The organism is Pseudomonas sp. R4-35-07 (assembly GCF_003852235.1).
GTDB lineage: Bacteria > Pseudomonadota > Gammaproteobacteria > Pseudomonadales > Pseudomonadaceae > Aquipseudomonas.
The window spans coordinates 374,459-401,221 of sequence record NZ_CP027732.1 but is presented as its reverse complement, the minus strand read 5'-3'; the positions used below and the strand labels follow the sequence as shown (position 1 = coordinate 401,221).

The following is a 26,763-nucleotide window of genomic DNA, read 5'->3' as shown; positions in this document are numbered from 1 at the left end:
ACCGAAAAACCCCAAGGAACCATGTTCCTTGGGGTTTTTTATTGCCTGCGATTTGATGGCGACCGACCTGACGGCGTCACGGTGTCGCAGCAAGACGATTGAGGGTTTTTTCGCTGGGCCCGATCGTTCAGCCTTTACCCAATTCGCCGCTGTAAGGTTTCCTTCATGACCCGCTTCTTGCTCTGCACGCTACTGCTACTGACCGCAATGCTCAGTGGATGCGCCACGCAAATGGACGTAGCGATCAACGCAACACCTGACCCCGACTACCACTTCGACCGCCAGGCCACGGTACTGGTGACATCCACCGGCGGCAGCGACGAAAACGCACTCAACGCCCGCTACTACCTGCGCGACATGGTCAGCGCCATGAAGGACCAGGGCTTTCAGAATGTCTTCACCGACACCACCCTGCCCAAAAACCACACCCCCATCAAAATGACCGTCACCCTGGACGTCGACAGCAAGCAAGTCACCTACCGCTATACCGCCACCGAATACGGCCAGGTGGCAAACAGCACCACCACCGAGTGCAAGAAGAACAAAAAGAAAACCGACCAGCTGACCTGCACCAGCACCCCAAACACCACCTACGGCCCCGTAGGCACCTCTGAGCGCACCGGTTACACCACCCTCACCACCTTCAAGGCACCGCCCGGGATGAAACGAGCAAGCGCGCGGTGTACTTGCTGAGGGCATCGTCCTACAACGACGACTGCCAGCCCGCCAAGGTGGAAGCCTTTTTGGTGGAGCAGGGACTGCGCAATCTGAATTTTCAGGATCGGGTGCAGCGTAATTACACTGTTACGATGCCAGAGGGGTTTCGTTGTAGGTAGGCTTCGAATCGCGGAATAGATCTGCCATTTGTTCAAATCCACGAACACGAGCTTCAACGTCGGTCCCCGCCTCTCTGGTAGCGGCAACTTGAGTGTGATCCACGTCGGTTATGCCATTAGGCATTTCATCAACACTGGCTGGATCACCTTTCCAACCAATACTAGTGCCTCTTGTTGTCTGTGCGACCTTTCAACCATGACAACGTCCAAATACCCGCACCTACTGGAACCCCGCAGTAAAGAGCTATTTTCAGAGAAGCATTGATAACGCCAGCCTCAAGCGCCCAATGACCCAACTTGAAATATGCGATTGTCGCCACAAGCAAATTACCGGTAATACCCACCACAAAAAAAACCAGAAAAAAATATACCACTAACGTACCCAATAGGTGCCACCTTAGCGTTTTTGGCTTCACCTACTAATCTCCCAATTTGATACGTCTCCTTCCCCACGCAATACCAAACCGTTCTCTTTTTTTTGCCACGTATAGCTACCTTACCTTGCGGGCAGCAGCACGCTGGCGCGAACCGGTTCTTTATAATAAGTGCGCACTGTATAGGCATCACTGAATTATTTTGGTGACCGATAGATATCCAGCTTTTTTCGCGCAGCAGGGCAACCATTAGTTGCAAGCGCCTTTTCAAGGTACTCAATGCGCTTGGGCATTTCCGCCCCACGACCAAACTGGCTAGCCATGAGCTTATAGAGCTCAGCAAGGTAGTCATTCTGACTTCCCCATTGGAGTTCAACATCTGTAGGCATTGATTTGCCACACTCCAAATAGACAGTCGGTTGTGGGTAGTAACTCGAAAACTGCGACATCCGGTCAAATGCTTTCTCCAGAAGAGGCATAAATTCTGGTCCCAAGGTATAAATCATGCAGGCGTTGGCTACACGCAGCACAGCTGGCGCAAACCCTTGCTGCAAGCTCGATTTATATAATTGGCAAACCTTCTGCTCGCTATCCGGAATCAAGTACGCTTGATAATAGAGCGCAAGCCGATATTGAGCCACGGGATGGCCGAGCGCAGCAGATTCGCTGAGCCGTTGGACGGCATGCATGTTCTTCTTACGCAAATTATCCATGAGAGCGTCAGAATCACGGGCATTTTTGTTTGCATGGAATGATCTCAACAACTCGACTACCCGAGGGTCGGTTTCACTCAGGATAGCTACTCCTTGTTGGTACTCCACCTCACCAGGCATTATTTCGGCCTCGGCATTTAAGACTGCCGCAGTAAAACCAATAAGTAGCAACACAGCCTTCAATAGCATAGGTTTAATCCTTTACCGAGTAGCGACTGAGCTTAAGAAAATTCTAATTTTTACAAGCACCTCGCAAAAGTGGACCCATCTAGTATTTTGTAGAAAAAATAGGGACAGACCCTGAGGGATCCCCACAAATTTACGCCAAGCTCTGTGCCTGATGATGCACCTCATCACGCAGAGCATGCTCCAGTATTTCCAAGTGTTCTCGGCCACCAAAATCGGTGCAACTGCGCCAGTATTCCAAACCTAATCGCCACAATGAAAGGACTCGCCTCTCTTTTAGGCTATTGCTTTGATAGCGCCGCTCCAATTGGTTCTCCCGTGCCTGCAACCCCGTTAAGAAGATGAGGTAGTTGGCCAAAGCGGCAATCAACAACAACACTTCGATGCGCTTGGGACAATGGCTTCGATGCAGATTCAGGCCCAATCCCAGGTGCTCACTTTTTACATCTCGGAAGCCTTCTTCGATCTGCATACGGCGCTTATAAATCGCCACGACTTTTGCTGGATTCCACTCCTCTTGCTTCAGGTTGCTGGCAAGCAACCACGGTTCACGCTCACGTCTGGCAGACTGCCGGCTGAGCTTGCTTCTGGCAATTGAGCCGGTGACCCGTTGATGCTTACGACCCTTGGCTGAATGGCGGACGCAGTACAAATCGATGAAGTGAGGGGCGCTACGCGTCAGCTCGAAACGGCCTAACGACTTAGGTGATGAAGTGGCTAAAGCGTACAAATTCTTCACAGGCTGCCAGTCATTTTCTTCGCGGCGATAAAGCTCACGATTTCGTATGCGGGCCACGTAATACCAGCCCTGCGCCGCTACGGCTTTCATCCAGGGGCGCCGGAAACCTGCATCAGTGACCAGGACTGGAACGCATCCCTCAGGTAGTAATGCAGCCAACGTTTTGAGCAGGCGACTTTGATATTTGGGGCAACTCTCGCGCTCATGAACGCTTTCATAAATAGGAAACGAGCGTCCCGCAAACGGGACCGCGGCTCTCAACAAAAAGGCGTCGCCAGACGCATCAATTCGAGACCAGTCGACCAAGATTAAAGGATGTTTCAAGGAGCCCAACAACGCCCGCAGCATCACCCAATAGAACAGTGGCCGCTCTGCTCTGAGGTGTTGATTACCCAACAATCGGTCCACTCGCTTGATCGCATGTTTTGGATACGCCTGACCTGGCATAAAACGTCCCAGCGCTGTCAGCGTCAGGCGACGGCCTTGCAGTAACGAACTGACACAACTCATCAGCGTTGTCAGGCGGCGAGAATGGATTGAAGGCAGTGCTTGAGCGAGCGCTCTGTGTAAAAATCGGATGGCCTGCATGGGATCGGGTTCTTGTTTTTGTGTGGTGCAAACCAAGTTGCCGGCTCATGCAGGCCTCTTCAATATTCCAACTTCTTGATTTTTGGTAAGAAAAATCGGGGATCCCTCAGGGTCTGACCCCATTTGCCAGTATCATTGAGATAAGCCTGGAGCATTATTTACTTTCTGCTTAAGCGAATTCAGTATTACATCAGCGGCGTGTGCTTCACTGGTTCTCCCATCACTTTTCTCTAACAGTGATTTTGAAAGATTAGTCTCACCATAAAGCTGATAAATAGCAGCCAAAAAAGCTTCAGCATCGCCAAATGGAGTAACCTCATAAGATTTTTCTGCAAAAGAAACTACAGTATATTTCATCTTTTGTGGCTCGTCTCGACTTAATATAATAAAAGCTTTGAGCCTATACATGGAAGATACTAAGTTTTTATCCATAAAAATTTTAGCGTCTGACTTCCCTCCTTTTATCAATTCACCACTTACCTTATTTAAAAGTTTATCCGTAATGCGTTCCGCCTTCTCGTACTCACCTTTAAAATAAAGGGTCATGACTCCCAAAAAAACATATGGGTCACTGTCCACCGAGTAACACTTTTGAAATAACTCAGCGTATTTTGCCCCCTCTGATTTATTTTCAGTAATTGATGATATACCGAGCATATAGCTGTATATAGAACATAACCTTGAAAGATCAGTTATGCTTTTCTCCTCTTTTATCAGTATGGCTTTTGCTTCTTTGTACCTTCCTTCCTCTATTAGTTTTGGTGCATCATACATATCAAGGCTTTCATCAGAAAATAATGCGCTGGAGTTAGCAAAAACTAAACAGCTTAAGGTTAGGGCTGAACACCCAATTAAATAAGTAATTAATTTTAAGAATTTTTTAAAAACATGTGCTTTATGATGTGAGCTTATCATTATCAACTTTTCGCCTTACCTTAAAATAGAAAAAGGGGGCCTGCGCATAACAAAAACACCAAGCCATTAAAGATTGAAACTGTGGTCTGACGCTGCTTCCCCGGAATATCGTCTGCTACCTTCCCAGCAAAACCTGTTGTATTTCACCAACTATCTACAATAGGAAGAAATTAGAGCTTTCGCGATTTTACCTTCCACGGAAGAACCGGCCGCCAGCTCCGTCAACTCCTCCATCGAGATAAAATTGGAGTTTAAATACTCATAAAAAACCTCTTGAAGCTCCGATTCTTTCACAGCAACAACACCAAACTCCTCACATGCACTTTCAAAGGCAACCCAATTGCATGCGCCATCGCATATAACAACTGGATAGCCAACTGCCCCATCAAAAAAATTGTCAAACCTACTACTCAACCAAGGAATATCTCTCTCTAAGTCCTTCCCATCTAAGGAAAAGCAAGAACTCTCCAATGGTTCACCCCCTGAAAACTTTATAAATACATCCGACTTAAAGCTGGAAACACTCTTTGAGATCAACTCTGCAAAAACCTCAAAATAACAGAGCAATGGCCTCTCAAAAAACCAAAATAAAAATCCACCACCGACAAAAACATTCATCGGCAGGTCTTTATTAAAATTAATGACACTTGACAGTCTATCAAGCAAAAAACTCAAATCTTTTTTTTCAACTTTCAAAACGGTCATGATTACCTTCCTAAATCAATCGTACACCACGCCTATCGCGCAGGCGCTTTTGCATAAATGAAATCCCTTTATCTGTCGTTACCTGCTAGTGCAAAAAAGGGGACAGACTTATTATTCTGAGAAAAATCTGCACTCTTTCTAGTCTTCGGACCTGCCCTCATTCCTGGCTATTTACAGCGCTACAAAAGAATTAGAAAATATAACAGCTTTTAGTATTATCAGTTTCATATCGCCACGAAACAATCTTTCCTTCTGGAGATACAAGAACGGAATAACGACACTCCCTTATCCATGTAATATAGTATCGCCGCCCTCCTACTTCATTGACTATATTATCAAACTTCTCACTATTAACGGCAGGTGACCAAAAAGGCTCCACGCAAGTATGCGGTGTACGCGAGCAAATACTATACACATGGGACTCAAAACTCGTCCCCACCCACCCATCCTTGCTTGATACCCATGCCGAACGCGAGGGCGCGCATCCGACCAAAGATATCAAAGCCATTATGATCAAATTAATTTTTCTCACGTTTTTTCTCCGCCTCAATCTGAGGCCGATACTTGTCATATAAGCCGCCATAGTTAGTGATAAGCGCAGGAGGCATACTACCTAAATTTTCAAACAAGGACATCTCGGCACCTTTATAAGCTTCCAAATCAATCATCCACCCATCGTGCAATGCCGCAAAAGCGTTGAATCCCGGTATATTATTTAACATGTTACTAATCGGCGTTCCATGGCACACAGCATAAAAAGCTTCGCAACCAATTGCTTTATTTAAGCCGATATTCTTGCCCTCTCGCATCACCCCGTCCGTTAATTCCATCGGTACAAAACCATCCGGACCAACTTTGTATGCGGCTCCAGTTTGCCTATCCACTCCTGGTCTAACATCAGGTCCTCGTCCAGCCGAATACTGATAGATTTCCATTAACGCCCCAGTCCCGGCAATGGTCATCCAAGAATCCTTATCCTTCCCACTCAGTGCCCCTTTCAATGCGGTATTGGCAGTGTAGGCTTTGACACGCTCAGCGTAACTCACTGTTTTATAGTTGCCTTCGGACGTCAACTCTCTACCCCACCCGTCGGTAAACGCTGCACCAAAACCAGCGATCACGGAGGCGGTTGCATAGCCCTTCAGGCTATCTTCGCTGGTGACGTCCTTGAATACCTGACCGAGATTGCCTTTGTTATTGATGGTGCTCGCAGCCGCCGTGCCTGCCATTGAGGATAAGGCCGTGGTGATCATAACGTTCCCCCATCCAGCCGCAGCCGTCCCGACCGCTGTACCTGCTGTAACCATCGCAGAGCTACCCGCCGCAGCCATTGCGGTGCCCGATCCGGCACCAGCGCCTGCCGCTGCACCTAACGCCCCACTGGCGGCACCCGCTGTCAGCGCGGTAACCACAATAATGATCGCCAGCATCGCGCCCTGCCCAAGACTGGAATGGCTGTACTTGAACGAGTCATGCATTTCCTGCACTTTGCGCCAATCCACATCTCCGCGTTTCTCGGCCTCTTTCAGCCAAGCCAGTTGCGGGTCTGCTTTGACCATGACGTCGATAGTCTCGCTGACGGAGCGCTGGTCGATTTTCTTGAGATCGATCTTCAGCCCATTCACAGCCTGAATGGCTAGTTTTCCCTGCGCCACTATTTCCGTCTGACGCAACGTCTCATCAGTATTTCCCTTCCCCTTGGCACTGTTCCACGCCAAGTCACTTTTACTCTTCTCATGACTCTCCTGATGCAAATCCTTCACCGCTTCAAACGTCACCGCCCCACCACTGACAATCGCTATATCCCCGCCACTGTCGAGCTTCGCCGCCTGATACTTCTGATTCCCACCACTTTCCAGCGTCAGGTCTCCCCCAATCTTGATCTCACTGCCGATGTTCTTCACATCGGTCACTTCATCCCGCTGAGTCTTCTTGCTGCCCCACCCGCCTTTCTTGCTCATGTCATACAGCGAATAATTACTGTCTTGTGCGGCGAGCAGTTGCAGTTCGTTGTCGGCATGCACGTAGGCTTCGTTGCCCGCGCTGATTTTGCTGGCGACCAGGGTCAGGTCGGTGCCGGCCACGGCGATCAGGTCGCCGCCGGCTTTGAGTTCGGCGCTTTGTTGGGTGACGCTGTCCAGTTGGGTGGTGGTTTTGGTGTCGCCTTTTTTGCCTTTGGAGTAGTCGTGTTGTTCGTTGGCGGCGGCGGCCAGGGTCAGGTTTTCGCCGGCTTTGACGCTGAGGTCTTTGGCTGCGCTGACGGTGCTGGCGACCACGGCGATGTCGCGTCGGGCGTCGATGGCGAGGTTGCCGCCCACCTCCACGCTGGAGCCGTGTTGCAGCAGGGTTTGCTCGGTGCTTTTGACCCGGCGGCGCTGGTAGGCGGCGCTGTCTTCTTCGGTCTGGCTGGCGATCACTACGTCGCGGCCTGCGGTCACGCTGGCGTTGCCGCCAGCCTTTAGATTGCTGCCTACGTTGAGCACATCCCGGCCGGCGTTAAGCCGCAGGGTATCGGTTGCTTCGAAGCGCGAGGCATCGCTGACCACGTCGTCGCGCAGTTGGAATTTCTCGCCGTCGCGCTTGAAGGTGGTGACGGTGCGCTCGTTGATGATGTCGCCGGTCACCGCCGTGGCGCTGATGTCGCGACCGGTGATGATGCCGCCACGGCTGTTGCGGATCGAGTCGGTGGCGAGCATTTCCAGGCGGTTGCCGGCTTGCATCAGGCCGCTGTTGTCGATGTTGCCCGCGACCATGCTCAGGTTGTTGGTGGCGCGCAGGGTGCCGCTGTTGTGCAGGTCGCCGCCGCTGATCAGGCTGACATCCTGGCCCTGGATCAACGCACCGTTGGGCGCCAGGCGGTTGTTGGCCTGGGCCAGGTATAACACCGGGGTCAGGACTTTTTCCCCGTTGACCTCGGCCTCTTCCATCCAGACGATGTCGTGGGTCAACGCCGCCACTTGTTCGGCGGTGAGCGACACGCCGAGCTGCAGGTTGAGCGAGTCCTTGTAGGAGATGGCGTTGTCCATCAAGTAGCGGAACAGCGCGTCGTCGCTGGCGATGCCGTTGATATAGCGCTGGCCGGTACGCGCCACCACGGCTTCGCGGATCAGGCGTTGCTCGTAGAGGCCGTCGCCCAGACGCTTCCAGCTGGCGTCGGGGTTGTAGCCGAGTTTGCCGAGCAGGTAGTCGGAGCTCATGAACTGCTTGAGGTCGGTGAGCGCCGGGTTGGTTTCGATCAGGTATTTGTGGCTGTTATCCACCGGGGCAATGTCCGGCACACCCTGCACGCGGGTGACCGAAGGCGCGCGGCCGTCCAGCACCAGCGGGCCCTGGCCGTTGACCGCGCCGCTGACCGGCTGGCCATCGAGGCTGAAGCCGCGCTCTTGCACGGCGCTGTAGTCGAGGGTTTTCTCGCGCTCGGCGGCGCTGACCACTCGCCCGTTCACGCTGAAGTCACCGCTGCCGGTAGCGGTTTTACCCGCTGCGCCGGCTTTCGCGGCCTGGCCGCTGAGGCGGAACAAGCCGTTCTGACTGGTCGGCAAACTGAAGCCGGGCAAGGTCACCGGGTTGACCTGGCGCTGGGCAAGGTCCGGCGGCAGTTGCGCGGTGATCGCCGGTTTGACCGTGGAGGCAAACACGTCGGAGTTGGTATTGCGGTTTTGCGCCGGCGTATTGATATCCGTGGCGTTAGCGCGGATCACGCTGTTGTTGATTTGCTGCGTAGCGTTAACGGTGACTGATCCAGCCGCCTGAATAACAGCGGGGGCAATCACACGTCCGGCGGTGGCGACGACATAGCTGGAATCGTTGTAGAAGTTACCGATCCCGTCCCTCAGCTTGGCGATGGTCATTTCGCCGGGACGGTAGTCGGCCGAGTTGGGGTTGTTGTAGAGGTTGAACTGGTTCCTGCGGATGATGAACGTGTTGTAGACGCTGTCGTTGCGGGTATAGAACTCCGAGTCGAAGTGACGATCCTCGCCACCTGCCGCGCCTGTGTTGTTCAGTACACCGGTATCGATCTGGATATTGCCCGCAGCCGAGATGGAGCTGTAGAGGTTGTCGACGGTTTGCGCGCCAACGGTCAGGCCTGCGCCCGACGAGATGTACGCCGTGGGGGAACTGCCGGTGACGACGTCCTCGTAGCGCTCAACCGAGCGGAAGTGCACTTCACAGCCCTTGCCGTCACAGAAGTCGTCGTAGTAGGTGTCGAAGCTGCCCGACACCAGTTTCATTTCGGTGCTGAATTGGTCGCGACGGTTGCTCAGGGTGTCGGCCAGCAAACGCATGTTGCCGGTGCTTTCCAGGGTGCCGGAGACGTTTTCGATCAGGGCGCTGCGCCCATTGGCGTCGTCGCGAGCGATGTCCAGGCCGCCCAGGCTGTAGACGTCGCCATAGCGGTTGCTGAAATCACTGACACGCAACGTCATGTCGTTGCCGCTGAAGATCAGGCCCTTGTCGTTGAGCAGGTGAGTGGCGTTCAGGCGGACCTTTCCAGCGCCGCCCAGGGTGCCGTAATTGTTCAAGGTGGTGGCGTTGACGGTCAGGTCGCCGATGGCGGTCAGGCGTCCGCGATTGTTCAGGGTGGTGCTGTTGATCTGGGTAAGTGCACCACCGGCAATGCGTGCGTTATCGCCGAGGTCCATGCGGGCGCTGGTAAGGCTCATGGCGCCCAGGCTGCTGACCCGACCATTGCCGCTGTAGCCACCGGTCAGTGTCAGGTTGAGGATGCCGTCACTGGCCAGCAGGCCTTCGTTGGTCCAGGTGCCGCCGATGCCGGTCAGGCTTTGTGCGCCCAGCAACTGGCCGCTGGCGGTCTGGGTGAACTCGCCGATGTCGAGGTTCAGGCGTGCAGCCTGAATCACGCTGCTGTTGGTCCACTTGGCGGCCGTGATGTCCAGTTGGCCGCTGGTGATGAAGCTGCCGCCGGCTCGGGTGACCTGGTCGGAAGTCAGGTCGAATGTGCCGCTGCCGGTGTGCACGATGCGCCCGCCGTTGTTGTCCAGGCTGGCCGCTTGCAGGTTGAGTTCTTCGTTGGCGCTTTCCAGCGCACCCAGGCGGTTATCGAACAGCCCCTGTGTGCTGATGCGGGTGGAACCGCTGCGGCCCATGGCCCGCAGGGTACCGCCCACGTTGCTGATGGTTTGCGCGGTGAGGCCCAGGGTTTCGTCGCTTTCGATCAGGCCAAAGCGGTTGCTCAGGGTGCCTGTCAGGCCGAAGTCGATGGTGCGCGCGCCGACCTTGCCGCCGTTGCCGGCAGCCGTGCCCTGGTTATCGAAATCCTGGGCCGTGACTTTGAGCAAGGTGTCGGCATACACACCGCCACCCTGGTTATTAAAGCTGCTGGTGACGATACGGTTTTCACCGGCCAGGGCCGAGAGGTGCCCCAGTTGGTTGAGCAAGCCGCCGTTGGCGGTGATGTCCAGCGATTGCGCCTGGGTGATCCCGCTGCCGTTGTCGAACAGGCCGCTGACCAGTTTGATCCAGCCCTTGCTGCTGTTGAGTATGCCGCCGGCGGTGTTGGCCACACTGGCTGCTTCCAGGTCCAGGTTGCCACTGAGGCTGTCGACCCGGCCACCCTGGTTGTTCAGGGCGCCACTGAGGCGTAGCCGGTTATCGGCTTGGCTTTGCAGCGTGCCTTTCTGGTTATTCAGGGTACGCGCAGCCAGATCAAGCTTGCCCTTCTGGCTGAAAATCAGGCCGTCCTGCTGGTTGTTGATGTCACCGGCCAACAGCTTGATCACCAGGTCTTTCTGGCTGGCGAGGGTGCCTTTGTCGCGGTTATCCAGATCATCGGCGAGGGTCAGGTCGAGTCGGTCCTGGCTGACCAGTTGGCCGCCCCGGTTATCCAGGCTCGACGCGTTCAGCAGCAAGGCTGCGCCACTGGCCAGGCGGGCGTTGTTGGCGTTGATCAGCGCACCGCTGAGGGTACCTTCCAGAGTGCCCTGGCTGATCAGTTGACCTGCGCTGTTGTCCAGGCTTTGGCCAATCAGGGTGATGCTGGCAGCACTGATCTGGCCGCCACGGTTGAGGATTTCACTCTGGGCATGGTTGAAGTCCAGGTGCTGACCGGCAGAAATCAAGCCGCCGTTGCTGTTGTCCAGGCGCCCGGCGACGGTGAGGCTGACATCCGCCTGGCCGGAAATGATCCCTTGATCATTGTTCAGGCTGGCCGCGCTGATGGTTTGCTTGCCCTGGCTGACCAGGGCACCTGCCGCGTGGTTATCCAACGCGCCGGTAAGCGTGGTTTGCAAGATGCCGCTCTTGCTCGACAACGTGCCTTCGGCGCTGTTGTCCAGGCTGCCGCCGACGACGGTCAGGCCATTCCAGCCAGAGATCAAACCCTTGTCAGCGTTGACCACGGCATCGGCTTCGAGACGCAATTGATCGGCACTGAGGATGACCCCGCGATCGCCGTTGTCGATGCGCTTGGCCGCCACGCTGAATGCCGTCTGGCTGGAGATTTCGCCTTGTTCGCGGTTGTTCAGGTTGGCCAGGCGCGCGAAGGTCAACGGCCCTTTGGCGCTGATCAAGCCCGCGCTGTTGTCCAGATCACCGCCTTGCAGATCGAGGCTCACGGCGCGCTCGCCGATCAAGCGGCCCTGGCGCTGGATCAGCTTCTGGATCGTGAGTTTCAAGTCGCCCTTGGACGAGATTTCACCGTCCCGGCTTGAGTCCACACGCTGGCCCGCCAGGGTGAGGTCGCTTTGACTGTTGATCAGGCCCGCGCCGTTGTCGAGGTTGGCGACGGTCAGGTTCAAGGCGTGCTGGCTGCCGATCACGCCACTGCGGTTATCCACATTGGCGGCGGTGATTGTCAGGCTGCCATCGCTGACCAGTTGCCCGCCCTGGGAGTTATTCAGTGCGCCGGTATTAAGGGTGTGGAACGTGCCGGCAGAAAGCCGGCCCTTGTCACTGTTGTTCAATGTGCCCGACGTTGCAGTCAGGGCAGTGGCAGCAGAAATCAGCCCCTGGTTATGGTTGTCCAGAAGGCCTGTGACCTTCAGGTCCAGCGCGCCACGGCTGGCGAGGGCGCCGCCGGCCTGGTTGTCCAGGCTGCCTGCGTCGACCTGCAAGAGGTTCTTGGCAGACAACACACCTTCAACGCTGTTATCCAGCGCCTTGGCGATGCGCACCTGAAGGCTGTCGCCACTGATGACTTTGCCGCCCCGGTTGTTCAGCGCGTCGGCCGTCAACAGGAAGGACTGGGTGCTGGAAATCTCGCCGCCCTGGCTGTTGTCGACGCTGCCCAGGTTGCTCAGCAGCAATTGGCCGGGGGTCGCAATCAGGCCGTGGTCGCGGTTGATCAGTTGCCCGTGGTTCAAGTCCAGATCGATGTGGGTATCGCTGACCAACTCGCCACGATCATGTTGGTCCAGCCCGGTCAGGGTGGCCTTGACGGTTGACTTGGCGAAGATCGAACCTTGCTGGCTGTTGTCCAGTTGCCCGGCATTCAGGGTGATGCCGGCGTCACTGCTGATGCTGCCGCGCTGGCTGTTGTCCAGCCCAGCACTGCGCACGTCAACCTGTTGCTTGGCGCTGATCACACCGCCCTGGCTGTTGTTCAGCGCAGCGCTCACCAGCGTGGCCGCGCCATCGGCCAGCAGCTTGCCCGCCTGATTGTTCAGTTGGCCGTCCGTTGTGATCGACAGGGCGTTGGCGGCGGACAGAATACCGCCCTGGCGGTTGTCCAGCGTGCCAGCCTTGACCGTTAACGTGCCTTCACTGAGCAAGGTGCCCTGGTCATGGTTGAGCAGGTCGCCGCTCAGGTTGATATTCAGGTCTTTCTGGCTGGTGATGCGGCCGCCCAGGCTGTTATCCAGTTGACCGCCGTTCAGCACGAGGCCGTCGCGCCCCGCCAGCAGGCCTTTGCTCTGGTTGAGCAGGCGTTGCACGGTCAGGCTCAAGCCGCTGTCACCAATCACCTTGCCAGCATTGTTGTTCAACTGGTCGGCCACCAGCAGCACCTTGGCCTGGCTGGAGATCTCGCCTTGCTGGTTGAGCACGCTCTGGCTGCGCAAATCAACGCCGTTGGTGGCGGCGATGAAACCGCCGTTGCGGTTGTCCACCGAGGTGCCAGTAAGGCTCAGCGCGCCTTCGCTGACCAGCTCACCCGCTTGCTGGTTGAGCACGCCGACGGTGGCCTGCAGATCACCCTTGGCACTGATCCGACCGGCGCTGTTGTCGAGTTGGTTGGCATTGAGCGTCAACCGGCTATGACTACTCAGTTGGCCGCCATTGCTGTTGTCGACGCTACCGCCGGTCAGGGTCAATGCCCCATCGGCGATCACCTGGCCGCTCTGGTTGGCCAGGGTATCGCCGTGCAGCGCCAGGGTGGTTTTACTCGATACCAGTCCAGCCTGGGCGTTGTTCAGCTGCCCGACCCGAACCTGCTGGGCCCCTTGGCTGACCAGGTTGCCTTGATTGTGATTGTCGAACAGCCCGGCGATGGTCGCGGTCAGGTTGCCCTGGCTGGCGACGGCGCCTTGGTCGCTGTTATCCAGGCTCGCGGCTTGCACCGTCAGCAGGCTGGTGGCGGAGAAAATCCCCAGGCGGTTATCAATGGCGCCGCTGGCGGTCACGTTGAGTTGGCTGCCCAGCAGTTTGCCGGAACGGTTATCCAGCGACGTGGCGCTTAGGGTGGTTTGCTGGGCGGAGATTTCGCCGGCTCGGTTGCTCAACGCTCCGGCGGTTACCTGGGCCTGCTCTTGGCTGGCGACCAAGCCATTATCGTTGGTCAATTGCCCGGCGTTGAGCGTCAGGCGCTTGAGGCCGATCACTCGGCCGTTCTGGTTATCCAGGGCAGCCGTCACCGTAACGTCGGTGCTGTTATCGCTGTGCACCAAGCCAGCCGCGCGGTTATCCAGGCCGGTGGCGTTGACTTTGAGCGCCTCGGCCCCCAGAACCCGGCCGCCCCGGTTATCGAGCTGGCCTGCGCTGACCACGGTGTTCACACCGCTCAATGTGCCGCCCTGGTTATTCAGGGTCTGCGCAGCGGTCACCATCAGGGTGCGACTGGCGACCACGCTTTGGGTGTTTTGCAAACTCGCCGCCGTCAGGTTGACGTCGCCGCTGGCATTGCGGCTTTCATCGCCATTCACGCCGGCTTCGATGATGCCGTTGTTGATCACCTGCCCGCTGCTGGTCAGGCTGATGCTGTCGCGCGCGGCGAGGCTTTTCTGGTTGCTCAAGCCTGTGGTGGTGTGCGCGTCGATACGGGTGCCCGCGTAGATCGCGCCCGTGGCATCAAGCTGGTCGGCCTTGATCACCACCGCTTCGCTGGCCTTGGCATTGACCATGCTCAAGCGCCCATTGGCATCGAGCTGGATATCCCCACCACTGGCCGCCAGCGTGCCGTCGAGCTTCACGCCCACACCGGCCTCGGTGCCCACCAGTTTGATCGCACCGGCGTACATACCGCCCAGGGCCGACGAGTCGATCGCCAGCTCCGGTTTGGCGCTGCCGTCATCAGCGCGTGGGGTGGTGTTCAGACTTTGCGCATCGACGTCGTTGCGCCCGGCGATCACGTTGAGTTCGCGCGCGTTGATCTGCGCGTTGATCTTGGCCGAGCGGGTGATGATGTCGAAGCGGTCGACGTTGCTGGCGTTCAGGCCTTCGCCGTCGATGGTCACGGCGCCGCCGTCGACCTGGTAGCTTTTCAGCTGGCCGGTCGGGTCGAGCACCGGTTTGCCGGTGGTGAGTGTCACGTTCGGCGTGTTGATAAAGCCACAGCCGCTGCAGGTAATCCCGTACGGGTTGGCGACGATGACCTTGGCCGACTGCCCCGCCACTTCGGTATAACCGCGCAACTGGCTGGCGCTGCCGCCGTTGACTTCGTTGAGGATGACGCTGGCCGCGCCGCCCTTGAGGTTGGGGTTGCCGACGATGTAGCCGCCCAGCTGGGTGTTGACCACGGTGCCGGTGGCGTTGTTGAGGATCACGCCGTTGGGGCCGACGTTGTACTGCTGGAACTGGTTATGGGACAAGCCCGCGCCGTTGGGCGTGGCGATGTTCACCACCGGCACGCCATTGCCCGCCGCACCCACCGTGGTGCCTGGCGCGCTGACCACGATGCCCTCGGCCTGGGCCAGCAGCGGCTGCCAGAACAGCGCGTTGGCGAGGATCAACGCCAGCCCGCGCTTGGGCAGGCCGAAGAACGCGTTGCGCGGCTTCAGGGCGGCAGAAGGTTGGCGGGCCAGGAAGGCGAATTGGCGAACGTCCATTGTCAGGTTCTCATTGCAGCGGGGCGTTGAATTACAGGAAGAAATCCATGCGGAAGTAGATCGGCGCTTCGCGCTCGGTCACGACCCCAGGTCTTTCTAACGAATGGGCAAAGGTCACGCTGGTGCTGACGTTTTTGCCGCGGGCGAACAGTTCCAGGGAGTTGCTGGAGACCCGCCCATGCAGGTTGTCGTTGTAGCGGTCGTTGCTGATCACGCCTTGGTCGTAGCCGACGCTGGCGCCGTATTCGAAGAAGGCCGGGCGCATCCAGTCGAGGGTCACCGGGCGTGCCCAGCGCACTTCGTTGCGCCAGTAGCCGCCGCTGTCGCCGGTCAATAATTGGTCCTTGAAGCCGCGCACCGAGGCCGAGCCGCCGAGGCTCATGCGTTGCGGCGAAAACAGGATGTCTTCGCTGCGTTGGCCGGTGGCCAAACTGCTGAAGCTGAACGACTCGCCCCACAGGCTGAACGGTTGCAGGTAGCTGACGGTGGCGGTGTATTTGCGGTAGCGCGAATTCGGCTGGCGGCGGCCGAGCGGGTCGCGTTCTTCCTGCGACTGGGCGTCGAGCAGGCCGATGCCGTTTTGCATGCCCAGGTCGAGGTTGACGAACGCGCTGCCGATACGCCGCCCGTGGTTGATGCCCAGTTGCAGTTCGCTCAGGCGGTTGCTGCTGGGCGCGGTGCGCACGTCGAGGAGGTAGTTGTTGGTGCGCAGGTGCGCCAGGCCGACGTTGACCGAGGTCTTGCTCACGTCATCGCGATGAATCACCCGCTCGGCGCGCAGTTGGTGGTTCTGATTGTCGCCGTCCTGCTTGTACTTGGCGTTATCGGCCACGATGTAGGTGCGGTAGTCGCTCTCGTTGTAGCTGTAGCTGAAGTTCCACCAGCCCCATGGCACGTTGTAGTAGAGCAGGGTGTTTTTCGAGGTTTTCTGATGGTCGCTGATGGCATCGTGGCCGCCGCGCAGCATCAACTGGTCGCCCAGGCCGAGCGGGCTGTCCCACTCAAGGCCGGCGCCCCATTGCTGTTCGCCGGTGCTTTTCTGGCCGTCGTTATTGCGCGACAGGCTGGCGCGCCAGGGCTTTTGTGCGGTGTTCTTGACCACCACGTCGCTGCCGCCGACCTGGCTGCCGGGGGTCAGCTCCATCTGCGCCTGTTTCGACGGCAGGCGGTTGAGCTGGTCCACCAGTTGCTCGATCTCGCGCAGGTTCAGCGCCTCGCCGACCTTGCCGGGAAAGGCCATGGCCAATTCGCGCTCGGTCACCGTGCTGCCTTCGGCGCTTTTCAGGGCTTCGAGCTTGCCTTCCACCACCAGCACTTGCAGGTGGCCGCTGGAAAGGTCCTGCTGCGGCAGGTAGGCACGGCTGGTGACGCGGCCTTTGCCGAGGTAGTAGTCGGTGATGGCCTTGAGCAGTTCGTTGAGCTGGGACACGCCCAGGCACTGGCCGATATACGGCTTGAGCAGGCGCTCGCGGTCGGCGGCCGGCAGGCTGTCGGCGCCTTTGAGTTCGATGTCGTTGATCGGGAAGCAGCGCGAATCGGCGGGGGTGGCCGGGGCTTCGGGCTTGGCCGCTTTGCCGGGCAGGTCCTGGAGTTCCTGCAGACGCCGCTGCTGCTCTTCGAGCAGGCGGTTTTGACGGTCGCGGATCAGGTCCTGGTCGCCGGGGGTGGGGGCGGCGAATGCGCTGTTCAGCGTGAAAAAAGTCAGCAGGCAGGCGCCCAGCAGCCGAGTCCATGGCAGGAGAAAGTACATGTTCGATCCGTCGATTTACAAAGGGTGGCAAATTAACATCGAAGCATGCGTCAGCCAATATCCCGACTGTCTTATCGGCAGATGCGTTAATAACTCTTAACTAACTGATTTTTAAATAAAAAATTATAAATCTAGAGTATTTGTCGTTGCGATTCCGATAGACGGTAGCGGTGGTCTAACTGAACGAGCAACGGTAACGCGCTGAGCGTCGCCTCAGATGCTTTCTAAAAAGGGCTTCTCAGTTGAGCAAAAACACCATCAATGGATTGTCATTCAATCGCCCCTGAAAGCTCGGCGCCAATGGTTCCACTGGCGAGCCCTTCAACAGCGCCGTGTCCTTGCGCGGCACAATCACCCAGGATGGCCGGGGCAATGTGACGAGCTTCTCCAACTCGTTACGCCCGACGAACAGCGGCTGCTCATCGTGATCCAGGTTCATCATGTAGCGCACCGCCCAGGTGTCCCGGGCCAGGTCGACAAATACCAAAGGCCCCGGCTGCGCATCCCGCAATGCCTCTACCTGGCGGACAAACTGCCGGGTATCGAACTGAAGATCCTTGGCCGGCTCGATGACGCTCACCAGCAGCAACCACTGGGCCGTCAGGGCGATTGCGCTGAGCCACACCAATCGCGTAGCCCGATGCCACGCAAGCATCGCCGCCACCTGCAGAAGCACCAGCACGCCGATCAATAGCGGCATGGAGACGTCGGGCCAGTAACCCTGCTTGTGCCAGGCATGCCGACACACAAACAGCACCACCACGCACAGCGCCGGCAGCGCTACAACGAGCCCTTCGTAACTGCGGCGCACGCCAACGAGCCAGCCTTGGGCTTGAAGCAACCCATAAGCCGCGACGGCGGCAAACATCGGCACCATGGGCAGAATGTAATAAGCACGCTTGAAATGCGGCACGGACAGGCCGAGCAGAATCATCAGGCCGCACGCGCCGAGCCGTATCAATAACTGCACATCCTCGTTGGCCCAGCGTTGCGCCCAGCGATGGCGCAGCGCAATCAAGGTAGCCAGCGCCAATGGCACCACCGGGAAATACCGGTACAGACTCAGCTGGAAGTAAAAGTAGAACGGCTCGCCGGACTCATCGAGACGCCCGCCGACCTGCATCTTGAACACCTCATCGGCAAAGGCATAGCCACCACTGATTCGCGCGAGCTTCATCAACAGCCACCAGCATGCCGCCAGCAGCACCAACCCGACAACGCCGTGAATCAACACCTGCCTGACCCGCTCCCCCGGCCGGCCCAGCGCCGAGTACACGCAGGCGACGCCACACACCTCGATCAACCCCAGCGGCCCGCGAATCGCAAAGGCCAGGATAAACAGGGGGAACACCGCAAGTTGCCTGCACCGCGAGCCCAGGCGCTCACCACTGTGCAGCAGGTAGAAAGTGCCGATGCACAACAGCGCGATCATCTGGTCCAGGCACACCGAGCGCGACTTTTCGAGCAACTGGGTGGTGAGCAATGTCAGCAGCACCGTCAGTAATGCCCAGGGCCGGCTGGACGGCGCCAGCAGGCGATAGATCAACGCAATCACCCCGGCCGAAGCCAGCGCGGTGGGCAGCACATTCGCCAGATGGTTCGGCGCGTCGAACAACCGGGCGAAGACGTAGCTGAAGAAGGTCGCGGTGCCGGGGTAATCCGCGTACGGCTGGCCGTAGGTGGTGGGGAAAAGACTCGCGCCGTGGCGAAACATTTCCTGCAGGAACAGAGCCCAACGTCCGTCAAAGCCTTGGGGCTGCTGGTCCCAGATACCCCAGGTGAACAGCAATAAGGCGATCAGAAAGATGCCCAGTGACTCCAGGCGAAAGCGGTTGCGATGATCCATCGGGTGACCTGTCAGGTGGGAAGCGCGCGCTTATGGTGCCGGCCGCCTCCCTGAATAGCGCCTGAACAAACCTGATTATTCACGCGTCAGCGGCTGGCGGGCCACACCAGGGCCGGGATCAGGCGGATGTAGATCAACTGCGCGACCAGCTCGACCAGGGTCTGCAGGATGACCGCCGTCGCGGCCAACCCGCGCACGCCCTCAGGCAACGCCAGCGCCAGGGGCAGCACCACCAGCGAATTGCGGGTGGATGCGCTGAACGTCACCGCCCGCGCCGAGGCCGCCGGCAGCGCAAACAGTCGCGCGGCCAACATTCCCATCAGCGGCGCCAGCAGCACGAAACCTGCGTAGATCGGCAGCACTGGCAGCAGTACGCCGATGTCCCGAATCACCGATGTGATTTGCGAGCCAATCACCACAAACAGCACGAGGGCCATCGCCGGCACCGGCAGCCAGGCCCAGGCGCTGTTCCATCGGCTTATGCGTGTTGAATGGCGCGCAAGGACCAAGGTCAACGCGGCCAGCACCATTGGCGCCACGATCAACACCAGAAACGCCTGGATAAACGGCCCGACCGCGATCACCACCCCGGATTGCGTGCCCAGCATCAAACCCAGGTACACCGGCAGCAGGGCCAATTGCATCAGCAGCAATAGCGGCGTGGCTGCCAATACCAACCGCGAATCACCTTTACCGAGGTGAGTAAACACCACCACGTAATCGATACACGGCGTCAGCAACACCAGCAACGCGCCCACCAACAGCGCAGGGTGCCCCAGCAGGCCACGGGTCAGCGCCCATACCAGCAAAGGCACCAGGATGAAATTGGCCAGCAGCAACGCCGCCATGAAGCGCTTGCTGCCCCAACCGCGGCGCAGCTCCAGGAAAGGAATTTGCAGGAACATCGCGTACATCAATACCGCGATGGCCGGCGTGATCAGCACGCTGAGGTCCTGAGCGAATGATGGCGCGAATACGCCACACAGAGCGGCGAGCAGGATGGCGCCAAAGTAGACGGGAATCTGGTTGTGCTCGAGGGTGTCGCGGGTCATGAAGACGCTCTGGCAAGTTGCAAAGGCCAAGCCTATTCATCTATTGCCTGGCGGTCGAGTTGGATGAGCGACCAAACCTTCTTGGGATTTCTCCCAACCTGCGCTTCAATACCTGCCCCAAACCCAAGGACGTTACGCCCATGGCCTCGCCAAACAAGCAGCAAAAACGCGCCCAGCGGGCAAAAACCAAGGCCAAGCAAAACCGCACCCAGCGTGCCGTCGCAACCAAGCCGGACGCGTTCGCAGGCGACGACAGCCGTATCGACCTTGAGTCGGTGGACTTGACCGAGCTGTTCGTGGAGATGCGCACGGCGGGCGAAATCAGCCAGCAGGCGCTGTGTGCGGTATTCCTGGCGCACCCGCTGCTGGCGCTGGTGCTGGAACAGGAAGGCGAAGAGGAAGCGACCGACTTTATCCTGGCCGCGCTGATTGAATATCGGCAATGGGCCACTGACAGCGATGACGAGGCCGCCGCATTGGCGTGGATCGAATCGCCGCAGTTCCAGGCGGACTATGTAGCAGCATCCCAGGCCCTGACGAATTCAGCAGACTGACACATACCAAATGTGGGAGGGGGCTTGCTCCCGATGGCAGTGTGTCAGTCACTTATTTGCTAACTGACCCACCGTCATCGGGAGCAAGCCCCCTCCCACATTTTGATCTGCATTTCGTCAGTTCAGTACGGGAGTGCCCATTCTCTGGGCCTTGCGACGACTCGCAACAAACAGCCCCGCCAACACCACCAGCAAGCTCAGGATCCCTGTCGCGATGATCTCAACACGGTGCGCTTCCTGGAACAGCATGATGGTCAGCGTGCCCACGATAAAGACCATCACCGCGTAGGTCAGGCCTGGGAACAGCCACATCTTGAACACAATCTTCTCACCCGCCGCCGTACGCTTCTGACGCATGCGCAGTTGCGACACGGCAATCACCAGATACACCAGCAAGGCAATGGCGCCCGAACTGGCCAGCAGGAATTCGAACACCGCCGCCGGCGCCACATAGTTGGCAAACACCGCCAGGAACGCAGCGCCCGTGGACAGCAACACGGCCCAGTAGGGCGTGCCGCTTTTATTGGTGCGCTTGGCCACAGCCGGGGCGTCGCCACGACGGCCCAGGGAGAACAGCATGCGCGAGGCGGTGTACAGCGCCGAGTTGAGGCAGCTGGTCACGGCAACCAATACCACCAGGTCGACGATCAGCTTGGCATTCGGGATGCCCATGCGCTCGAGCACGGTCTGGTAGGAACCCACGGCAGCCAGCGTCGGATCATTCCAAGGCACCAAGGACACGACGATGAAAATCGACAAGAGATAGAACAAACCAATCCGCCAGATCACCGAGTTGGTGGCCTTGGTGATTTGCTGGCCGGGGTTCTTCGATTCTGCGGCGGCGATGGTCACGATCTCAGTACCCATGAACGAGAACATGGTGGTCAGGATCGCCGCCAGCACCGCGCCCATGCCGTTCGGCATAAAGCCTTGGGTATCGAACAGGTGCGACACACCGCTGACCTGGCTGGTGGGTAAAAAGCCGAAAATCGCCGCCAGGCCGAGGATGACAAAGCCCACGATCGCCACGACCTTGATCAGCGCGAACCAGAACTCGAACTCACCGTAGTTCTTCACGCTGAACAGGTTGGTCGCCGTCAGCAGCAAGGTGATGATCAGGGTGAAGGCCCAAATGGCTACGCCCGGGAACCAGGCATGCAGGATGGTCGCGGCCGCGTTGGCTTCCAACGGAATCACCAGCACCCAGAACCACCAGTACAGCCAGCCGATGGTAAACCCGGCCCAGTGGCCGATCGCACGGTCGGCGTAAGTAGAAAACGAACCGGTGTCCGGCGAGGCAACGGCCATTTCGGCCAACATGCGCATCACCAGTACCACCAGCGTACCCGCAGCGGCATACGCCAGCAGTACAGCGGGGCCGGCGGCGGCAATCGCGTGGCCGGAGCCCACAAATAAACCGGCACCAATCACCCCGGCAATCGAGAGCATGGTCACGTGACGCGGTTTAAGCCCCTGTTCGAGGTCATTGCAGCTTTGCGTACTACTCATTGACACACCTTTGGGAGGAATTGCGAAAACGGTTCGCCCGGCCCGCAGTCTTTCTCGTGAAAAGAAACCAACAGGGCGTTCTTTATTTTTTACGCAAGTTTTGCGCCAAAATGTTACAAAGCCTGGATTTACGCGGGCTGTAGGACAATCCCTCAGTCGTCGCAAGTCATTGAGAACAATGGCATTTCGCTATAGCGTTACCGAGCGACCCATTTTCATAGCGCAAGAGCGCACCAAAAACACACACAAAAAGTAGGCGGCGCTCTATAAAAGGGCCGATATACACCGTTTACCCGGTTAACCCTTCCAACACCCGGCCAAAGCTGGCACCATCGCGCCCTTTTTTACGCGAAGCCTGTGGATTGGCCAGGTCCAGACGTCTGTTAGTTGTTGATGGCGCGACACGCTGCTGCGCCGATGCGACACCCTGCCGCAGACCACCTGTTAACCGTCCGCAGCGCTGTTGGCTGTCATCCAAACGCTATGCTAGCTTGGCGCCTCGCCAGGAAGGCGGCCCAACAGCAGGAATGCAATGCACACAATGAGGACCGCACATGGCCGAGGCCGCGCCCGCGCTTGAAATCCGCAACTTGCACAAACGCTACGGTGAGCTGGAGGTACTCAAAGGTATCTCGCTGACCGCTCGCGACGGCGATGTGATCTCGATCCTGGGTTCCTCCGGCTCCGGCAAGTCCACCTTCCTGCGCTGCATCAACCTGCTGGAAAACCCGCACCAGGGCCAGATCCTGGTGGCCGGCGAAGAACTCAAGCTCAAGGCCGCAAAAAACGGCGAGTTGATGGCCGCCGACGGCAAGCAGATCAACCGCCTGCGCAGCGAAATCGGTTTTGTGTTTCAAAACTTTAACCTGTGGCCGCACATGAGCATCCTCGACAACATCATCGAGGCGCCTCGCCGCGTGCTCGGCCAGAGCAAGGCCGAGGCGATAGAAGTGGCCGAGGCCCTGCTGGCCAAGGTCGGCATCGCCGACAAGCGCCACGCCTACCCGGCGCAACTGTCCGGCGGCCAGCAACAGCGCGCAGCGATTGCGCGTACGTTGGCGATGCAGCCCAAGGTCATTCTGTTCGATGAGCCGACGTCGGCGCTTGACCCGGAAATGGTCCAGGAAGTACTTAATGTGATCCGCGCGCTGGCCGAAGAAGGCCGCACCATGCTGCTGGTCACTCACGAAATGGGCTTCGCCCGCCAAGTGTCCAGCGAGGTGGTGTTCCTGCACCAGGGCCTGGTCGAAGAGCAAGGATCGCCACAGCAGGTGTTCGACAACCCGCTTTCGGCGCGCTGCAAACAATTCATGTCCAGCAACCGCTAACGGAGCAACATGCATGCAGACCTATAAAAAATTCCTTCTGGCCGCGGCCGTCTCGATGGCGTTCAGCGCCACGGCCATGGCAGAAACCTTGAAAATGGGGATCGAAGCGGCCTACCCACCCTTCAACAATAAAGACGCCAGTGGCAATGTCGTCGGTTTCGACAAAGACATCGGCGACGCCCTGTGCGCCAAGATGAAAGTCGAGAAGTGCGAAGTGTATGTGTCCGACTGGGACGGCATCATCCCGGCCCTGAACGCCAAGAAATTCGACTTCCTGGTGTCCTCGCTGTCGATCACCGATGAGCGCAAGCAGGCTGTCGACTTCACCGACCCGTACTACTCCAACAAGCTGCAGTTCATCGCGCCAAAAGCCACCGCCGACTTCAAGCCCGACGCCGCCTACCTCAAGGGCAAGGTGATCGGTGCACAACGTGCGACCCTGGCTGGCACCTACCTGGAAGACAAGCTGCCGGACACCGAGGCCAAGCTGTATGACACCCAGGAAAACGCCTACCTCGACCTGACTTCCGGCCGCCTGGACGGCATCCTGGCCGACAAGTACGTGCAGTACGAATGGCTCAAGAGCAAAGACGGTTCGGCCTATGAATTCAAGGGCGACCCGGTTGTGGAGAGCGACAAGATCGGTATCGCAGTGCGCAAGGGCGACCCGCTGCGCGAGCGCCTGAACAAAGCCCTGGCAGAGATCAAGGCAGACGGCACCTACAAGAAGATCAACGACAAGTACTTCCCGTTCAGCATCGAATGATCTGAACGGCCTGACCGGCGCGCTCAGCCGAGCGCGCCGGCTTCCAGCAATGCCTGCCGCGATATGAAAACACCATGAATTTCGACCTCTACGGATTCGGCCCGGCCCTTGCCGCCGGCGCGCTGATGACCGTCAAACTGGCGCTCACGGCCCTGTGCCTTGGGCTGGTGCTCGGCCTGGCCGGCGCCTTGGCCAAGACTTCACCGTACAAGCCGTTGCAATGGCTGGGCGGTGCTTATTCGACCATCGTTCGCGGTATTCCCGAGTTGCTGTGGGTGCTGCTGATTTATTTCGGCACCGTCAATCTGATGCGTGCCCTAGGGGAATTCTTCGGTAACCCCGACCTGTCCCTGAGCGCCTTTGCCGCCGGCGTCATCGCCCTGGGCCTGTGCTTTGGCGCCTACGCCACGGAAGTGTTTCGCGGTGCGATCCTCGCCATTCCCAAGGGCCACCGTGAAGCCGGTGTGGCGTTGGGGCTGTCGAAATTTCGGATTTTCACGCGGCTGATCATGCCGCAGATGTGGCGCATCGCCCTGCCGGGACTGGGCAATCTGTTCATGATCCTGATGAAGGACACCGCGCTGGTATCGGTGATCGGCCTGGAAGAGATCATGCGCCACGCGCAGATCGGCGTGACCGTGACCAAGCAGCCGTTCACCTTTTTCATGGTCGCCGCCTTCATGTACCTCGGCCTGACCGTGCTCGCCATGACCAGCATGCACTTCCTGGAAAAACGCGCCGCCCGCGGCTTTGCAAGGAGCGCCCAATGAGTGCTGATTACAGCTGGCTGTCGCATTTCGACCTGGGCCTGAACTGGGCCGTGATCATCAAATGGCTGCCCAAATTGGCCCAGGGCGCGACGCTGACCCTGGAGCTGGTGGCAATCGCCGTGATTGCCGGCCTGCTGCTGGCGATCCCACTGGGCATCGCTCGCTCTTCGCGCCGCTGGTACGTGAGCGCCCTGCCCTATGCCTACATTTTCTTCTTCCGTGGCACGCCGTTGCTGGTGCAGTTGTTCCTGGTCTACTACGGCCTGGCGCAATTCGACAGCGTGCGTGGCAGCTTCATGTGGCCCTACCTGCGCGATCCGTTCTGGTGCGCCACCGCCACCATGACCCTGCACACCGCCGCCTATATCGCTGAAATCCTGCGCGGCGCGATCCAGGCCATTCCCCCAGGCGAGATCGAAGCAGCTCGCGCCCTGGGCATGTCCAGGCCCAAGACACTGTTCTACATCATCCTGCCCCGCGCCTCGCGTATCGGCCTGCCGGCCTACAGCAACGAAGTGATCCTGATGCTCAAGGCCAGCGCCCTGGCCAGTACCGTGACCTTGCTGGAACTGACCGGCATGGCCCGGACCATCATCGCCCGTACCTACCTGCCGGTGGAGATCTTCTTTGCGGCCGGGCTGTTCTACCTGGTGATGGCCTACGTGCTGGTGCGCGGTTTCAAACTCCTGGAAAAATGGCTGCGCGTCGATGCATGCCAAGGACGTTGAGGCACGCTTCCAGGCACTGGATGGGTTTCTGATCGAGCACCAGGGGCTGTGGCGACCGCGGCCCTTTACCCAGCTTCTATTGCCCTGGGAAACCGCACATCCCGCGCTAGCGCAGTGGCTACGCCAACGCTCGCTGGACGACGCCGAAGCCAGCCACAATCACCCCCACGACCTGCCGGCGCCCGCGCCTTTTCCACAGTTGGCCGCACAGGCGCTGCGCCTCAGCGCCGTGGACAAATTGCCGACACACGCGCTTGCACGCGCTCGCCATCGCCTGGATGTCGACGTTCCGGGGCGCAAGTGGCAACAGATCGAAGCCTTCGGCGCCGCCCTGAATTTTGCCGCAGAGCCCCACCACTGGCTGGACTGGTGCGCCGGTAAAGGCCATCTCGGCCGCCGCCTGTTGCAACCCGGCCAACAGCTGACCTGCCTGGAATATGACCCGGCCCTGATTGCCTCCGGCACAGCTTTGAGTGATCACCACGGCTTGCGCGTTACCCATCGCCTGCAAGACGTGATGGCGGATGTGGCGATCAGCCCCGAGCACACACCCGTCGCCCTGCATGCCTGCGGCGACCTGCACGTGCGCATGCTGCAACTGGCCAGCGCAGCCGGCTGCAAGCAACTGGCGCTGGCGCCGTGCTGCTATAACCGCATCGGCGCCGACCACTATCAAGCGCTGTCCACGACCGGGCGCGCGTCAGCATTGCACTTGTCGATCGATGATCTGGGCCTGCCGCTAAGCGAAACCGTCACTGCTGGCAACCGCGTACGCCGGCAACGCGATACCTCCATGGCCCGACGCCTGGGCTTCGACCGACTGCAACGGCAGCTACGCGGTTGCGACGACTACCTGCCCACGCCGTCCCTGCCCACGAAGTGGCTGGGTAAATCCTTCGCTGACTATTGCCGGGAGCTGGCGAGCCTCAAGGGTTTATCCACCGGTGAACAGGATTGGGGGGAGCTGGAAGCACACGGCTGGCGCCGGCTGGCCGAGGTGCGAAACCTGGAACTGGTCCGAGGCCTGTTTCGCCGCCCGCTGGAAATGTGGCTGATACTGGATCGCGCGTTATTTCTGGTGGAGCACGGCTACAGCGTCGAGCTCGGCAGCTTCTGTGAACCCACCCTCACCCCACGCAACCTGATGGTGCTCGCCGAGCGCGATTAAGGGGCAAAACTTCCTA

General features: G+C 58.5%; 15 protein-coding genes and 1 pseudogene. 7 read left to right on the top strand and 9 right to left on the bottom strand.

The features are described from left to right. Positions 1-165 precede the first annotated feature (165 nt). Positions 166-836, top strand: a pseudogene (locus C4J89_RS01685) (hypothetical protein). A gap of 571 nt (positions 837-1,407) precedes the next feature. Here C4J89_RS01685 and C4J89_RS01680 read toward each other — a convergent pair. The 8 genes from C4J89_RS01680 to C4J89_RS01640 all read right to left on the bottom strand — a co-directional run bounded on the left by C4J89_RS01680 (position 1,408) and on the right by C4J89_RS01640 (position 19,924). Then, positions 1,408-2,112, bottom strand: a complete 705-nt coding sequence (locus C4J89_RS01680; RefSeq protein ID WP_124413582.1) for a hypothetical protein — start codon at positions 2,110-2,112, stop codon at positions 1,408-1,410. Positions 2,113-2,242: 130 nt separating this feature from the next. After that, positions 2,243-3,436 carry an IS4 family transposase gene (locus C4J89_RS01675; protein ID WP_124413581.1) on the bottom strand — a complete coding sequence of 398 codons (1,194 nt, stop codon included), beginning with the start codon at positions 3,434-3,436 and terminating at the stop codon, positions 2,243-2,245. Between the two features lie 132 nt (positions 3,437-3,568). Beyond that, positions 3,569-4,351, bottom strand: a complete 783-nt coding sequence (locus tag C4J89_RS01670; protein WP_124413580.1) for a hypothetical protein — start codon at positions 4,349-4,351, stop codon at positions 3,569-3,571. A gap of 150 nt (positions 4,352-4,501) precedes the next feature. Next, positions 4,502-5,056 carry a hypothetical protein gene (locus C4J89_RS01665; RefSeq protein WP_124413579.1) on the bottom strand — a complete coding sequence of 185 codons (555 nt, stop codon included), beginning with the start codon at positions 5,054-5,056 and terminating at the stop codon, positions 4,502-4,504. A gap of 518 nt (positions 5,057-5,574) precedes the next feature. Beyond that, complete coding sequence (locus C4J89_RS01655; RefSeq protein WP_124413577.1) at positions 5,575-15,276, bottom strand: filamentous hemagglutinin N-terminal domain-containing protein; 9,702 nt, start codon at positions 15,274-15,276, stop codon at positions 5,575-5,577. Positions 15,277-15,307: 31 nt separating this feature from the next. Next, positions 15,308-17,026 carry a ShlB/FhaC/HecB family hemolysin secretion/activation protein gene (locus C4J89_RS01650; RefSeq protein WP_124413576.1) on the bottom strand — a complete coding sequence of 573 codons (1,719 nt, stop codon included), beginning with the start codon at positions 17,024-17,026 and terminating at the stop codon, positions 15,308-15,310. Between the two features lie 238 nt (positions 17,027-17,264). Further along, the gene (locus C4J89_RS01645; protein ID WP_124413575.1) at positions 17,265-18,872 is read right to left on the bottom strand and encodes a hypothetical protein; all 1,608 of its coding nucleotides are present in this window, start codon (positions 18,870-18,872) and stop codon (positions 17,265-17,267) included. Between the two features lie 86 nt (positions 18,873-18,958). Beyond that, positions 18,959-19,924, bottom strand: coding sequence for an arsenic resistance protein (locus C4J89_RS01640; RefSeq protein ID WP_124413574.1), 966 nt, complete (start codon positions 19,922-19,924; stop codon positions 18,959-18,961). Positions 19,925-20,064: 140 nt separating this feature from the next. Here C4J89_RS01640 and C4J89_RS01635 point away from each other — a divergent pair, with 140 nt between their 5' ends. Continuing rightward, the gene (locus C4J89_RS01635) at positions 20,065-20,478 is read left to right on the top strand and encodes a hypothetical protein (RefSeq protein ID WP_057725477.1); all 414 of its coding nucleotides are present in this window, start codon (positions 20,065-20,067) and stop codon (positions 20,476-20,478) included. Between the two features lie 117 nt (positions 20,479-20,595). Here C4J89_RS01635 and gabP read toward each other — a convergent pair whose 3' ends face one another. Continuing rightward, entirely contained in the window at positions 20,596-21,987 is a 1,392-nt protein-coding gene (gene gabP, locus C4J89_RS01630) for a GABA permease (protein WP_124406044.1), read from the bottom strand. Positions 21,988-22,541: 554 nt separating this feature from the next. On the opposite strand from gabP, the gene C4J89_RS01625 reads away from it, so the two are divergent. From C4J89_RS01625 to C4J89_RS01605, 5 genes are all read left to right on the top strand, one after another. Next, complete coding sequence (locus tag C4J89_RS01625) at positions 22,542-23,315, top strand: ABC transporter ATP-binding protein (protein ID WP_124365477.1); 774 nt, start codon at positions 22,542-22,544, stop codon at positions 23,313-23,315. A 13-nt stretch (positions 23,316-23,328) separates the two neighbouring features. Further along, complete coding sequence (locus C4J89_RS01620) at positions 23,329-24,081, top strand: ABC transporter substrate-binding protein (RefSeq protein WP_057725474.1); 753 nt, start codon at positions 23,329-23,331, stop codon at positions 24,079-24,081. A 74-nt stretch (positions 24,082-24,155) separates the two neighbouring features. Beyond that, positions 24,156-24,851, top strand: coding sequence for an ABC transporter permease (locus C4J89_RS01615; protein ID WP_065883173.1), 696 nt, complete (start codon positions 24,156-24,158; stop codon positions 24,849-24,851). A 38-nt stretch (positions 24,852-24,889) separates the two neighbouring features. Then, entirely contained in the window at positions 24,890-25,579 is a 690-nt protein-coding gene (locus C4J89_RS01610; protein WP_124365093.1) for an ABC transporter permease, read from the top strand. Next, a complete protein-coding gene (locus C4J89_RS01605) occupies positions 25,560-26,747 on the top strand; it encodes a methyltransferase (protein ID WP_124413573.1) in 1,188 nt (395 codons plus the stop codon). Before C4J89_RS01610 ends, C4J89_RS01605 begins: the two co-directional genes overlap by 20 nt. Positions 26,748-26,763 lie beyond the last annotated feature (16 nt).